Origin of the sequence: Scandinavium sp., assembly GCF_032012665.1 — a bacterium.
In the GTDB taxonomy this organism is placed as follows: Bacteria; Pseudomonadota; Gammaproteobacteria; order Enterobacterales; family Enterobacteriaceae; genus Scandinavium.
On the sequence record NZ_DALZVG010000037.1, the window covers coordinates 1 to 13,549 of the forward strand.

Consider the following 13,549-nt stretch of genomic DNA (forward strand, 5'->3'; position numbering starts at 1 on the left):
CCCGCCGGTCACAAAAATATAGTTCGTTGTCATGCTGAACCTGAGAAGTTAGGTTGGAATGATGGAATAACCAGGACGGGAAAGTAGTATACCCGAACACGGCGAGCGCCACAAACATTCATTCTTCGCCTCCATTCCCAGGCTCAAGCAAGATAAGGAGTGAGAAAATAGCCCCTTTTGGGTAAATGTTTTTGACGCAAATCAAGCGCTTGTCATTTTAAAAATCACACAAATCGCGCTTGATCGCAAAAAAGTGTTAGAGATCAGTTTCCTGCCGTTTTACCTCCTGCCACACGCTTTCCATCGCTTCGAGGTCAATTCCGGTCATTTCCAGGCCTCGCGCGGCAACAATCCGTTCTACTTCCCGGAAACGACGCTCGAATTTGAGGTTGGCTTTTTGTAACGCCGTCTCGGCTTTGACGCCTAAATGGCGGGACAGATTGACCGTTGCGAACAGCAGGTCGCCCATCTCCTCTTCGAGCTTTGCTTCGTCAATGACGGCCTGTTTGGCCTCGTGCATCACTTCGTCGATCTCTTCGTAGACTTTGTCGAGCACCGGGCCAAGCGACGTCCAGTCGAAGCCCACGGCAGAGACGCGCTTCTGGATTTTATGGGAACGCATCAGCGCAGGCAGGCTGTGCGGAATATCGTCGAGCGCCGAGTGCTGAGCTTTTTCGGCACGTTCAGCACTTTTAATGGCTTCCCAGCGTTCCAGCACTTCCGCGCTGTTGCCCGCGGTCGCATCGCCAAAGATATGCGGATGGCGACGTTCGAGCTTGTCGCTGATGGCGGCGCAGATATCATCGAAGTTAAAGCGCCCTTCCTCCTGCGCCATCTGCGCGTAGAACACCACCTGGAACAGCAGATCGCCAAGCTCGCCACGCAGGTCGTCAAAATCTTCACGGCTGATGGCGTCCAGCACTTCGTAGGTTTCTTCGAGGGTGTATGGCGCGATGGTGGCGAAAGTCTGCTCTTTGTCCCACGGACAGCCGTTTTCCGGGTCGCGCAGGCGTTTCATGATGCCGAGCAGGCGGTCGATTTGATTCATTTTTATATCCTGATGAAAAAGAACGTAGCCCCGGCAAGCAGTGCGCCGCTGGGGAAAATGCCGGATGGCGGCTACGCCTGATCCGGCCTACGAAAAATTATGCGCTCATCCGCCGTGCAGACGGCGAGCATCAATCACGTCCGGTACCTGGTTCAGCTTGCCAAGCACGCGGCCCAGCACCTGCAGGTTGTAGATTTCGATGGTCATGTCGATAGTGGCCAACTGCTGCTTCGTATCGCTGCGGCTGGCAACGCCCAGCACGTTAACCTTCTCGTTGGCGAGGATCGTGGTGATATCACGCAACAAGCCGCTGCGATCGTTGGCCTGTACGCGGACCACCAGCGAATACCCGGCAGAGTAGCTTTCGCCCCAGACGGCATCCACAATGCGCTCCGGCGCGTGGGATTGCAGTTCAACCAGCTGGTCGCAGTCGGCACGATGCACGGAGATCCCGCGCCCCTGGGTGATAAATCCGACGATTTCATCGCCCGGAATGGGCTGGCAGCAACGCGCAATGTGGTGCATCAGATTGCCCACGCCTTCCACGACCACGCGCCCGTCGTCTTTCTTGCGATTCTGCTGCGGGTTGTAGGTTTTCTGCTGAAGCTGCTTCAACGCTGCCGCGTCCTGCTCCGCCGCGCTCGGCTTGTTGAACTGGCCCTGCAGGAAGTTCACCATCTGATTGAGGCGAATATCGCCGCCGCCAATCGCCGCCAGCAGCTCGTCCAGTTCATTGAAGTTGTAGCGCGGCAGCAGGTGCTTCTCGGCTTCCTTCAGGTTGATGCCGAGGCGTTCCAGCTCGTCGTCAAGGATCTGGCGGCCGGCGAGAATGTTTTTATCGCGATCCTGTTTGCGGAACCAGGCGTGAATTTTCGAGCGCCCGCGGCTGGTGGTAACGTAGCCAAGGTTCGGATTCAGCCAGTCGCGGCTTGGGTTCGGCTGCTTCTGGGTGATGATTTCAATCTGATCGCCCATCTGCAGCTGGTAGGTGAACGGCACGATGCGCCCGCTGATTTTCGCCCCAATACAACGGTGACCGACATCGCTGTGGATATGGTAGGCAAAATCGAGCGGCGTGGAGCCCGCAGGCAAGTCCACTACGTCGCCTTTCGGGGTAAAGACATACACCCGATCGTCGAATACCTGGCTGCGCACTTCGTCGAGCATTTCGCCCGAATCCGCCATCTCTTCCTGCCAGGCAATCAGCTTACGCAGCCACGCGATACGATCTTCGTGACCGCGAGCGCCGCTGGAAGCCGCGCCCTCTTTGTATTTCCAGTGCGCCGCCACGCCAAGCTCAGACTCTTCGTGCATCTGACGGGTACGGATCTGAATTTCGACCGTTTTACCACCCGGCCCTAACACAACGGTGTGAATCGACTGGTAGCCGTTCGGTTTTGGGTTAGCGACGTAATCGTCGAACTCGTCCGGCAGATGGCGGAAATGGGTATGCACAATACCCAGCGCCGCATAGCAGTCCTGCAAACGCTCAGCAACGATGCGTACCGCACGCACGTCAAACAGCTCATCGAACTGCAAATGCTTCTTCTGCATTTTGCGCCAGATGCTGTAGATGTGTTTCGGTCGCCCGTAGACCTCGGCCTTCACGCCCTCTTCTTTGATGGAGGCGCGCAGCGTGCCGACGAACTCGTCGATGTAGTGCTCGCGGTCGATACGGCGCTCGTGCAGCAGTTTGGCGATGCGCTTGTACTCCGCCGGGTGCAGGTAGCGGAAGCAGTAATCCTCGAGCTCCCACTTCAGCTGACCGATACCGAGACGGTTCGCCAGCGGCGCGTAGATGTTGGTACATTCTTTTGCCGCCAGCACGCGCTCGTCTTCAGGCGCGTCCTTCACTTCACGTAGATGCGCAATGCGCTCGGCAAGCTTGATGACCACGCAGCGGAAATCATCGACCATCGCCAGCAGCATGCGGCGCACGTTATCGACCTGCTCCGAAGAGACAGAATCATTGTGGGTCGCTTTCAGCTGGCGAATAGCAGCCATGTCGCGCACGCCGTGAATCAGCGTGACGATGGATTTGCCGGCGCTCGCTTCCAGCGTCTCTTCGCTGACCACATCGCCGACCACGAGCGGGAACAACAACGCAGCCCGCAGGGAATCGATATCCATGTTCAGCATAGAGAGGATTTCGACCATCTCGACGCCGCGCCACAGCAGCAGCTCCGCGTCAGGGTGATTGAGGGTTTGTTCGCGACAATAGGTCCATGTTTCGGCTAAGCGTTCACACGACTGCTGGCTGGAAATGCCCAGGCTTGCTATCCATTTAACCGGATCGAACTCCCCAGCTTTATTAAGATGTGCACTGCGTACCGCAACCATTGTCCTCTCCTTTAGGGCCGGGCCTGTCGGATTCGACAAGCCTTGATTCATTATTTGTGCTCAAACAGCACCATCGACTCCAGGTGCCCAGTGTGCGGGAACATGTCCAGCATTGCCAGACGCTGAATTTGATAGCCCGCCGCCAGCAGCACCTCGCTGTCTCGCGCCAGCGTCGCCGGGTTGCAGGAGACATAGACCACCCGTCTGGGGGCCAATTTTACGATATGCTGCATCACGCCCGGTGCGCCCGCCCGCGCAGGATCGAGTAAAATTTTGTCAAACCCGTTTTTCGCCCAGGCCTGCAGGGTGACATCTTCCTCGAGGTTTTCGTGAAAGAACGTCACATTGTGTAACGCGTTATGCTGTGCATTCTGCTGGCCTTTTTCGACCAGGGCAGGCACGCCTTCCACGCCAACCACGCTTGCGGCGCGTTTCGCCAGCGGCAGCGTAAAGTTGCCCATTCCGCAGAACAGATCCAGCACGCGATCTTCCGGCTGAACGTCCAGCCAGGCCAGCGCGGTCGTCACCATTTTCTGGTTCACGCCGTCATTTACCTGAATAAAGTCGCGCGGGCTGAACGTTAAGCGTAGCCCGTCTGAAGTGTACCAGGGCTGTTCTCCGCTAACCTGTTCAATGCTATCGCTTTGTGGTGCCAGCCACAGCGCAAGCTGGTGTGAATGCGAAAACTGTTCCAGTTTTGCTTTATCCGCAGCGCTTAGCTGTGCGGTATGGCGCAGCACCATCAGCGGGCCGTTGTCGGCCTGCACCAGCTCCACGTGGCCGAGATGGCGTCCGCCAGCAAGTCCGCTCAGACATTCGCGTACGGCGGGCAATAATGCCTCAAGAGCGGGCACCAAAACGGGGCACTGCGTCACATCTACGATGTCGTTCGACCCGGCCTTGCGAAAACCCATCTGTAAGCGTTGGGTTTTTGGCTGGTAATTCAGGCTCAGACGAGCACGGCGGCGGTAGCCCCAGGGTTCGGCAGAGAGGACTTCATCCACGTCCCGCTTCATCAGTCGCGCCAGTGCCGCCTGCTTGCTGCGCTGCTGTAGCGCGACGCTGGCATGCTGCTGCTGGCAGCCACCGCAGACGCCAAAATGCGGACAGCGGGGCTTTTCACGCTCCGGGCTGTCGCTAAGTCGACGTTTTACCTGCCCGCGCGCATACTGTTTTTTATCCTCAGTAATACGGATTTCCGCCCGCTCACCAGGCAATAATTCATTGATAAACAGTGTTTTTCCGTTGTGGCGCGCCACGCCCTGGCCGAAAGGATCCAGGTCGTTTACCGTTACGGTTATGATCTCGCGCGTCGTCACGCGGCGTTTTGCAGAGTAGAATTGCGCCATTCAGAGATTTTTCTCAAACGTAATGTATTAACCCTGATTCTCCCATAACGGACCTCCATGACCAACTACAGCCTTCGCGCGCGCATGATGATCCTGATTCTGGCTCCGACCGTGCTCATCGGTTTGCTGCTCAGCATCTTCTTTGTCGTTCACCGCTACCACGATCTGCAGCGTCAGCTGGAAGATGCCGGAGCCAGCATCATTGAGCCGCTCGCGGTATCCAGTGAATATGGCATGAACCTGCAAAACCGCGAGTCAATTGGGCAGCTAATTAGCGTCCTGCACCGCCGCCATTCGGACATCGTGCGGGCAATTTCGGTTTACGACGAACACAACCGGCTGTTTGTTACCTCGAATTACCATCTCGATCCGAGCGAACTCCAGCTGCCGAAGGGCGCGCCGCTCCCCCGCAAGTTAAGCGTTCACCGCAGCGGCGATCTGATGATCCTGCGTACGCCTATCATTTCCGAAAGCTATTCACCGGATGAGTCGCCGTCGTCGGATGCCAAAACGCCGATCAATATGCTCGGCTACGTGGCGCTGGAGCTGGATCTGAGATCGGTTCGTCTGCAGCAGTACAAAGAGATTTTCATCTCCAGCGTGATGATGCTGTTCTGTATAGGCATCGCGCTGATATTCGGCTGGCGTCTGATGCGCGATGTCACCGGGCCAATACGCAATATGGTGAATACCGTCGACCGTATCCGGCGTGGTCAGCTCGACAGCCGCGTGGAAGGCTTCATGCTCGGCGAACTCGACATGCTGAAAAACGGCATCAACTCGATGGCGATGTCGCTTGCCGCCTATCACGAAGAGATGCAGCACAACGTCGACCAGGCGACCTCCGATCTGCGCGAAACCCTGGAGCAGATGGAAATCCAGAACGTCGAGCTGGATCTCGCCAAAAAGCGTGCCCAGGAAGCGGCGCGCATTAAATCTGAATTCCTCGCCAATATGTCGCATGAGCTGCGAACGCCGCTGAATGGCGTGATTGGCTTTACGCGCCTGACGCTGAAAACCGATCTCAACCCAACCCAGCGAGATCACCTCAATACCATTGAACGTTCAGCGCATAATCTGCTCTCCATCATCAACGACGTGCTGGACTTCTCGAAGCTGGAAGCGGGCAAGCTGGTGCTCGAAAGCATTCCGTTCCCGCTGCGCAATTCGCTGGATGAGGTTGTCACGTTGCTTGCTCACTCTGCCCACGATAAAGACCTTGAGCTGACGCTGAACATCAAAAACGACGTGCCGGATAACGTGATTGGCGACCCGCTGCGCCTGCAGCAGATCATTACAAACCTGGTCGGTAACGCGATTAAATTCACTGAAAACGGCAATATCGACGTGCTGGTAGAGAAGCGCTCGATGAGCCACAACAAAGCGCAGATTGAGGTACAGATTCGCGACACCGGCATCGGCATTCCTGAGCGCGATCAGTCCCGCCTATTCCAGGCCTTCCGTCAGGCGGACGCCAGCATTTCGCGACGTCATGGCGGTACCGGGCTGGGTCTTGTTATCACCCAGAAGCTGGTCAAAGAGATGGGCGGTGATATCTCCTTCCACAGCCAGCCGAACCGCGGCTCGACCTTCTGGTTCCATATCAATCTCGATCTGAATCCCAACGTGGCTTCCGATAGTCTGGCCACCGCGTGCCTGGCCGGGAAACGGCTGGCATACGTTGAAGCCAACGCTGCCGCGGCGCAGTCCACGCTGGATTTACTGGCGACTACGCCGCTGGACGTGGTTTATAGCCCGACCTTCTCCGCTTTACCGGAAGAGCGCTACGACATTCTCTTGATTGGGGTGCCCGTGTCCATGCGGGACCTTAGCCTTCACACCGATAAGCTTGAACGCGCCTATTCCATGTCCGATTTCCTCGTGCTGGGGCTCCCGTGTCATGCTCAGGTAAACGCCGAAGCGCTGAAAAAAGCGGGCGCTGCCGCCTGCCTGCTGAAGCCACTCACCGCCACTCGCTTATTGCCAGCGCTGACGGAGTATTGCCGGATTAACCAGACGCCGGAAGAAGCGATCCCTGCCGATTCGCGCCTCGGTATGTCAGTGATGGCGGTGGACGATAACCCGGCCAACCTGAAGCTTATCGGCGCCCTGCTCGAAGATCAGGTGCAAAACGTCGAGCTGTGCGACAGCGGCCTGCAGGCAATTGAGCGGGCGAAGCAGATGCAGTTCGACCTGATTTTAATGGACATTCAGATGCCGGATATGGACGGCATTCGCGCCTGTGAGTTGATTCACCAGCTGCCGCACCAGCAGCAAACACCGGTGATTGCGGTGACCGCACATGCCATGGCGGGCCAGAAAGAGAAGCTTCTGAGCGCCGGGATGAATGACTATCTGGCGAAGCCCATTGAAGAGAGCAAGCTGCATAACCTGCTGCTGCGCTACAAGCCAGGGATGAGCGCCCCGTCCGTTGAGGTTCCGGAATCGCATCCGCCGGTGAATATCGATACCACGTTCGACTGGGCGCTGGCGCTGCGTCAGGCAGCCAATAAGCAGGATTTGGCGCGGGATATGCTGCAAATGCTGGTGGAGTTCCTGCCGGAAATCCGCAACAAGGTGGAAGAACAGCTGGTGGGCGAAAAGCCGGAGGACCTGGTCGATGCCATCCATAAGCTGCACGGCAGCTGCGGCTACAGCGGCGTGCCGCGGCTAAAAAATCTGTGCCACCTGATTGAAGGCCAGCTGCGCAATGGTGCCTCGCCGGAAGATCTGGAGCCCGAGCTGCTGGAGCTGCTGGACGAGATGGACAACGTCGCCCGGGAAGCCCGCGAGATTTTGGGGTAATGTAAATTCACGGCTACCCTTTCCCTTTGGGAGAGGGGCAGCTCAATAAACTGACCCCATCCTGAGCACCGCCGCCACGTTGCGCGCCGTGCGTCTGACGTTCTCCTGCGCACCCGCCAGCGCGTCTTCAAGCGTACCCACCTGACAGAGCACGCTGAATACCGCATCCAGACCGTGCTGATGCACAACCTCAACGTCGTCGGTCAGGCTACCGGCAATGGCAATCACCGGGATGTTAAAACGCTTTGCCACTTTCGCGACGCCAACGGGAACCTTACCGTGAACGGTCTGGCTGTCGATTCGTCCTTCGCCGGTAATAACCAGCGTGGCGTCGGCCACCTTTTCCGCCAGCTGGAGCGCTTCGGTCACAATCTCAATGCCCGGGCGCAGCGTTGCGCCGCAAAAGGCAAACAGCGCGGCGCCCATACCGCCTGCCGCGCCCCCGCCTTCAAGGCGCAGTACATCAATATTTAAATCACGTTGAATAAGCGTGGCATAGTGCGTCAGCGCCGCATCCAGCCGCGGGATCATTTCCGCATTCGCGCCTTTTTGCGGCCCAAACACGGCCGTAGCGCCCTCTTTCCCCGTCAGCGGATTGGTGACGTCGCAGGCGACGTGAATGTGGCACTCTGCCAAGCGCGGATCCAGCCCGGAAAGCTCAATCTTTGCCAGCTGCTCCAGCCCTTCCCCGCCCGGCGGGATGGGCTGCTCATTTTCAGTCAGCAGCTTCACGCCTAACGCCTGCACCATTCCGGCTCCGCCGTCGTTGGTGGCGCTGCCGCCGATACCGATGATTATCTCTTTCACTCCCGCATCCAGCGCGTGGCGAATCAGTTCGCCCGTGCCCCACGACGTCGTTTTCAGCGGATTACGCTTCGCGGGCGGCACGCTTTCCAGACCGCTGGCGGCCGCCATTTCGATAAACGCGGTGTGCTCATCGCCGGAAATACCGTAGAACGCCTGCACCGGTTCGCCCAACGGGCCGGTAACGTCCACCGTGATAACGCGCCCCCGGGTAGCGGCAACCATCGCTTCCACGGTGCCCTCACCGCCATCCGCCACCGGAATTTTGACGTACTCAGCATCGGGGAATATCTGCCTGAAGCCTGCCTCAATGGCGCAGGCCACCTCCAGCGCGCTCAGGCTTTCTTTGTATGAATCCGGGGCTATCACGATTTTCATAGGCTGTCCTTAACGGGGTTACGGCATTTTTCCATTAGCGCACCATGCACGGGCGCTTGTTGTCGAACGTCCATCCTGGAATAAGATACTGCATCCCCATGGCATCATCACGTGCGCCGAGCCCGTGTTTCCGATACAGCTCATGAGCATGCATAACGCGGTCCATATCCAGCTCAACGCCGAGGCCAGGCGTGGAGGGCACCTGAACCATGCCGCCTTTGATCTCAAACGGTGAGTTGGTCAGTTGCTGATTGCCCTCCTGCCAAATCCAGTGAGTGTCGATGGCGGTAATTTTGCCCGGAGCAGCAGCGGCCACGTGGGTGAACATCGCCAGCGAAATATCGAAATGATTATTGGAATGCGAGCCCCAGGTGAGGCCAAACTCATGACACATCTGCGCCACGCGCACCGAGCCCTGCATCGTCCAGAAGTGCGGATCCGCCAACGGAATATCCACGGACTGGAGCGAAAGCGTGTGCCCCATCTGCCGCCAGTCCGTCGCAATCATGTTGGTGGCCGTCGGCAGGCCGGTCGCGCGGCGGAATTCCGCCATCACTTCTCGCCCGGAGAAGCCCTGCTCCGCGCCGCACGGATCTTCCGCATAGGCCAGCACGTTACGCAGCTGCTTGCCGATTTTTATCGCTTCATCCAGCGACCAGGCCCCGTTCGGGTCGAGCGTAATGCGCGCCTGCGGGAAGCGTCCGGCAAGCGCAGTCACCGCTTCGGCCTCTTCCTTGCCGCTCAGCACGCCGCCTTTCAGTTTAAAATCATTGAAGCCGTATTTTTCATAGGCCGCTTCCGCCAGGCGCACGACCGCATCCGGCGTCATCGCTTCATCGTGGCGCACGCGGTACCAGTCGCATTTGTCATCCGGCTGGCTCTGATACGGCAACGGCGTACGCTGACGATCGCCGACGAAGAACAGATAACCGAGCATCTCCACTTCGCTGCGCTGCTGCCCGTCGCCCAGCAGGGATGCGACGTTGACGCCCAGATGCTGACCGAGTAAATCCAGCAGCGCCGCTTCAATGCCCGTCACCACGTGAATAGTGGTACGCAGATCGAAGGTTTGCATGCCACGGCCGCCAGAGTCGCGATCGGCAAAGGCAGTGCGCACAAGGTTGAGAACGTTTTTATATTCGCCAAGGGTTTTACCCACCACCAGCGCCGCGGCGTCTTCCAGGGTCTGACGAATTTTCTCACCACCGGGAATTTCGCCGACGCCGGTATGCCCGGCATTATCCTTAATCAGAACGATATTGCGGGTGAAGAACGGCGCGTGCGCCCCGCTCAGGTTCATCAGCATGCTGTCGTGCCCGGCAACCGGGATCACCTGCATTGAGGTCACGATTGGCGTGGAGTGTTGAAGCGTCATCATGCAATCCTTTTAGTTTGAGCGACCGAAAACGGGACGTTTGCGATCGAATGTCCAGCCTGGGATCAAATACTGCATCGGCAGCGCGTCATTGCGCGCGCCTCCGGGCAGGCGTTTGTATGCATCGTGCGCCTTTTCAACCTGTGACCAGTCAAGCTCGACCCCGAGCCCTGGCGCCTCCGGCACGACGATTTTGCCGTTCTCAATTTGCAGTGGATTTTTGGTCAGCCTGGCATCGCCTTCCTGCCAGATCCAGTGTGTATCAATGGCGGTCGGCTTGCCAGGCGCCGCCGCGCCGACATGGGTAAACATGGCAAGCGAGATATCGAAGTGGTTATTCGAATGGCAGCCCCAGGTCAGCCCCCAGTCGTCGCAAAGCTGTGCCACGCGTACCGCGCCTGACAGCGTCCAGAAATGCGGGTCTGCCAGCGGGATATCAACGGCATTAAGCATCACCGCATGCCCCATTTCACGCCAGTTAGTGGCGATCATGTTCGTTGCCACCGGCAGGCCCGTCGCCCGGCGAAATTCCGCCATCACTTCACGCCCGGAAAAACCCTGCTCCGCGCCACAGGGATCTTCAGCGTAGGTCAGAACATCCTGCATGCCTTTGCACAATGAAATGGCTTCATCAAGCAGCCATGCGCCGTTCGGATCGACTGTGATACGCGCATCAGGAAAACGCTTTTTGAGCGCTTTCGCCGTCTCAATTTCCTGCTCGCCCGGCAGCACGCCGCCCTTAAGCTTGAAATCTTTGAAGCCATACCTGTCCTGTGCCGCCTCGGCCAGTCGCACTACGGCAGAAGACGAGAGCGCTTCCTGATGGCGCAGGTGATACCAGTCGTGGCTGTCACGCCGCCCTTCGGTATACGGCAAATCCGTTTTGTTGCGATCGCCGATGTAAAACAGATATCCCAGCACCGTCACCGCATCGCGCTGTTTGCCCGGTCCTAACAGCTCGCAAACGGGGACGTTCAGCGCCTGACCGAGCAAATCCAGCAATGCGGCCTCCAGCGCCGCCACGGCGTTGACCTTCAGTTCGAACGTCCAGGCACCTTTGCCGAAGGTATCGAAATCCGCGGCCTGATTGCCTTTATGAACCTGCTGCACGACCCGGTTCATGCGCGCAATTTCCTGGCCGACAACCTGCGGAATGGCCTCCACCAGCGTCTGGTAAATAACTTCCCCGCCGGGCGCCTCCCCGACGCCGGTATGCCCGGCGTTATCGGTGAGCACCACGATATTGCGCGTAAAGTAAGCATGGTGCGCGCCGCCGATATTCATCAGCATGCTGTCCTGCGCCGCAACGGGGATAACCTTCATGTCAGTGATAATTGGGCTTGCCTGAGTATTCATGCCGTACGCTCCGCGACAGGTTTAAGTTCGATACGTTTGATGTCGCCCACCAGCACCAGATAGCTCAGAACCGCCACCAGTGCATGAATACCGACGTAGATAAGGGCCCAGTTGAACGATCCGGTGGTCGCCACGATGTAACCGATGGCGATAGGCGTCACGATGCCGGAGACGTTACCGAACATATTGAACAGACCGCCGCTAAGGCCGCTTATCTCTTTCGGTGCCGTATCTGCCATCACCGCCCAGCCCAGCGCACCAATACCTTTGCCAAAGAAGGCCATCGCCATAAAGCCGATGATCATCCACTCCGCGTTAACATAGTTACAGAAGACCATGGTCATCGACAGCAGCATGCCGAGCACAATTGGCGTTTTACGCGCCACGTTCAGCGAACCGCTTTTGCGCATCAGCCAGTCAGAAACGATCCCGCCCAGCACGCCGCCGACGAAGCCGCACACCGCCGGAATGGAGGCGACAAACCCCGCTTTGAGAATCGACATGCCGCGCGCCTGCACCAGATACACCGGGAACCAGGTGATGAAAAAGTAAGTCAGGGCGTTGATACAGTACTGGCCCAGATAGATGCCAATCATCATGCGCGAGCCGATCAGTTGCTTAATCTGCCCCCATTTGTCACGCATCGGCACATGCTGCGTGGTCTTTTTCTGATCCATATTGATCAGCGCCCCGCCTTCGGCAATGTAATCCAGCTCTTTCTGGTTCACGCCGGGATGCCGGTTGGGTTCGTGGATCATCTTCAGCCACAGGAGGCTAATCAGGATCCCAAGCCCGCCCATAAAGAAGAACACGTGCGACCAGCCCACCTCGTGAGTCAGCCAGCCCATGATTGGCGCAAAGATCACCGTTGCGAAATACTGGGCGGAGTTAAAAATGGCTACCGCGGTGCCCCTCTCCTGCGCGGGGAACCACGCCGCGACGATGCGACTGTTGCCCGGGAAGGACGGCGCTTCAGCGAGGCCCACCAGGAAGCGCAACGTAAACAGCGCCACGATAATGCCGAAACCGTTGAAGATATCGACGAAGCCCTGCAGCAGGGTGAACATCGACCAGGTAAAGATCGACCAGAAATAGACTCGTTTGGACCCGAAGCGATCAAGCAGCCAGCCGCCGGGGATTTGACCTATCACGTAGGCCCATGAAAAAGCAGAGAAAACATATCCCATACCGACCGGATCCAGGCCAATATCTTTGGCCATTTCAGACCCGGCAATGGAGAGGGTGGCGCGGTCGCCGTAGTTGAAGGAGGTGACGATAAACAGCATCACCACAATCCAGTAGCGCGCGTTAGTCCGCTTTTCAGCAGCCGCCGTCGCCTGACTTAGTGAACTCATTGTTGTACTCCTGAGGCTTCCCTCATTCTGAACAACGCAACCTGTAGGGTAATCAGAATGATGTCTGTTTTTATGGCGGCATCGCCCGGAGGTTTGCCACGTTTTATTTACCGGCGGAGATAAGTATAAAAACGCGCACTCACGGGCTCACCGTGCATACACACAGCATTCATGGAGTGGGAAAAGGTGTTTTGGGGCTTATGCCCAGGAGGATGGGGGCTGGTTCACGAAATCCGTTCAGGACGGAAAAGAGGTACCCTTCGGCTGAAGGGCACTGACGGTCAACTGAGTAGCGTAGCCCAGTGTTCAACCCACGGGTTGGAAACGCTTTCCGGTTCAGGATCTTCGCTGGCGTCAATCATCAGCATCTCGCCGATGCGCTGCGCGCCCTGCTCCTGCAATAGCGCATCAAATTTTTTGCCGCCGCCGCAGAAGTGCGAATAGGTGCTGTCACCGAGCGCAATAATGCCGTAGCGCAGATGAGGCTGATACATGTCCTTGATGCCTTCATACAGCGGCACGATGCTGTCCGGCAGATCGCCCTGCCCGGTGGTGGACGTCACGACAAGGGCATATTTCCCCTGGTATGATGCCCAGTCGTCAACTTCCGGATCTTCAAAGACCGTCGCCTGATGGCCGTGTGCCTTGAGAAGGGTTTCTGCTTCTTCCGCCACCAGCAGTGCATTCCCGTACATGGTGCCAACAAAAATACCCACTTCCGCCATTACTTTTCTCCCTG

The 13,549-nt window shown here is 57.7% G+C and carries 9 protein-coding genes; 1 reads left to right on the forward strand and 8 read right to left on the reverse strand.

All coding sequences use genetic code 11. The features are described 5' to 3' along the window. Positions 1–256: 256 nt before the first annotated feature. The 3 genes from mazG to rlmD form a co-directional block, all read right to left on the reverse strand. Positions 257–1,048, reverse strand: coding sequence for a nucleoside triphosphate pyrophosphohydrolase (mazG, locus tag RTU33_RS20365; RefSeq protein WP_312629809.1), 792 nt, complete (start codon positions 1,046–1,048; stop codon positions 257–259). Between the two features lie 105 nt (positions 1,049–1,153). Continuing rightward, positions 1,154–3,388, reverse strand: coding sequence for a GTP diphosphokinase (gene relA, locus RTU33_RS20370; RefSeq protein ID WP_312629810.1), 2,235 nt, complete (start codon positions 3,386–3,388; stop codon positions 1,154–1,156). Between the two features lie 50 nt (positions 3,389–3,438). Next, on the reverse strand, positions 3,439–4,737 hold the full coding sequence (gene rlmD, locus RTU33_RS20375) for a 23S rRNA (uracil(1939)-C(5))-methyltransferase RlmD (RefSeq protein ID WP_312629811.1): 1,299 nt from the start codon (positions 4,735–4,737) through the stop codon (positions 3,439–3,441). Between the two features lie 57 nt (positions 4,738–4,794). Between rlmD and barA the strand changes: the two genes are divergently transcribed. After that, complete coding sequence (barA, locus tag RTU33_RS20380; RefSeq protein WP_312629813.1) at positions 4,795–7,542, forward strand: two-component sensor histidine kinase BarA; 2,748 nt, start codon at positions 4,795–4,797, stop codon at positions 7,540–7,542. Between the two features lie 42 nt (positions 7,543–7,584). On the opposite strand, the gene RTU33_RS20385 is transcribed toward barA, so the two are convergent. The 5 genes from RTU33_RS20385 to RTU33_RS20405 all read right to left on the reverse strand — a co-directional run bounded on the left by RTU33_RS20385 (position 7,585) and on the right by RTU33_RS20405 (position 13,535). After that, complete coding sequence (locus RTU33_RS20385) at positions 7,585–8,724, reverse strand: glycerate kinase (protein ID WP_312629815.1); 1,140 nt, start codon at positions 8,722–8,724, stop codon at positions 7,585–7,587. Between the two features lie 34 nt (positions 8,725–8,758). Continuing rightward, positions 8,759–10,099, reverse strand: coding sequence for a glucarate dehydratase (gudD, locus tag RTU33_RS20390; protein WP_312629847.1), 1,341 nt, complete (start codon positions 10,097–10,099; stop codon positions 8,759–8,761). Positions 10,100–10,111: 12 nt separating this feature from the next. Beyond that, complete coding sequence (locus RTU33_RS20395) at positions 10,112–11,455, reverse strand: enolase C-terminal domain-like protein (RefSeq protein WP_312629817.1); 1,344 nt, start codon at positions 11,453–11,455, stop codon at positions 10,112–10,114. After that, complete coding sequence (locus RTU33_RS20400; RefSeq protein ID WP_312629818.1) at positions 11,452–12,810, reverse strand: MFS transporter; 1,359 nt, start codon at positions 12,808–12,810, stop codon at positions 11,452–11,454. The genes RTU33_RS20395 and RTU33_RS20400 overlap by 4 nt, the downstream gene beginning before the upstream one ends. A gap of 281 nt (positions 12,811–13,091) precedes the next feature. Further along, positions 13,092–13,535 (reverse strand): flavodoxin, encoded by a 444-nt coding sequence (locus RTU33_RS20405; protein WP_312629819.1) that lies wholly within the window; start codon positions 13,533–13,535, stop codon positions 13,092–13,094. Positions 13,536–13,549 lie beyond the last annotated feature (14 nt).

What these genes read in the sequence shown, in the direction of transcription:
- gudD (WP_312629847.1), bottom strand. Translation starts at nt 10,099, where the DNA reads ATGACGCTTCAACACTCCACGCCAATCGTGACCTCAATGCAGGTGATC.
- barA (WP_312629813.1), top strand. Translation starts at nt 4,795, where the DNA reads ATGACCAACTACAGCCTTCGCGCGCGCATGATGATCCTGATTCTGGCT.
- rlmD (WP_312629811.1), bottom strand. Translation starts at nt 4,737, where the DNA reads ATGGCGCAATTCTACTCTGCAAAACGCCGCGTGACGACGCGCGAGATC.
- RTU33_RS20405 (WP_312629819.1), bottom strand. Translation starts at nt 13,535, where the DNA reads ATGGCGGAAGTGGGTATTTTTGTTGGCACCATGTACGGGAATGCACTG.
- RTU33_RS20395 (WP_312629817.1), bottom strand. Translation starts at nt 11,455, where the DNA reads ATGAATACTCAGGCAAGCCCAATTATCACTGACATGAAGGTTATCCCC.
- RTU33_RS20400 (WP_312629818.1), bottom strand. Translation starts at nt 12,810, where the DNA reads ATGAGTTCACTAAGTCAGGCGACGGCGGCTGCTGAAAAGCGGACTAAC.
- mazG (WP_312629809.1), bottom strand. Translation starts at nt 1,048, where the DNA reads ATGAATCAAATCGACCGCCTGCTCGGCATCATGAAACGCCTGCGCGAC.
- RTU33_RS20385 (WP_312629815.1), bottom strand. Translation starts at nt 8,724, where the DNA reads ATGAAAATCGTGATAGCCCCGGATTCATACAAAGAAAGCCTGAGCGCG.
- relA (WP_312629810.1), bottom strand. Translation starts at nt 3,388, where the DNA reads ATGGTTGCGGTACGCAGTGCACATCTTAATAAAGCTGGGGAGTTCGAT.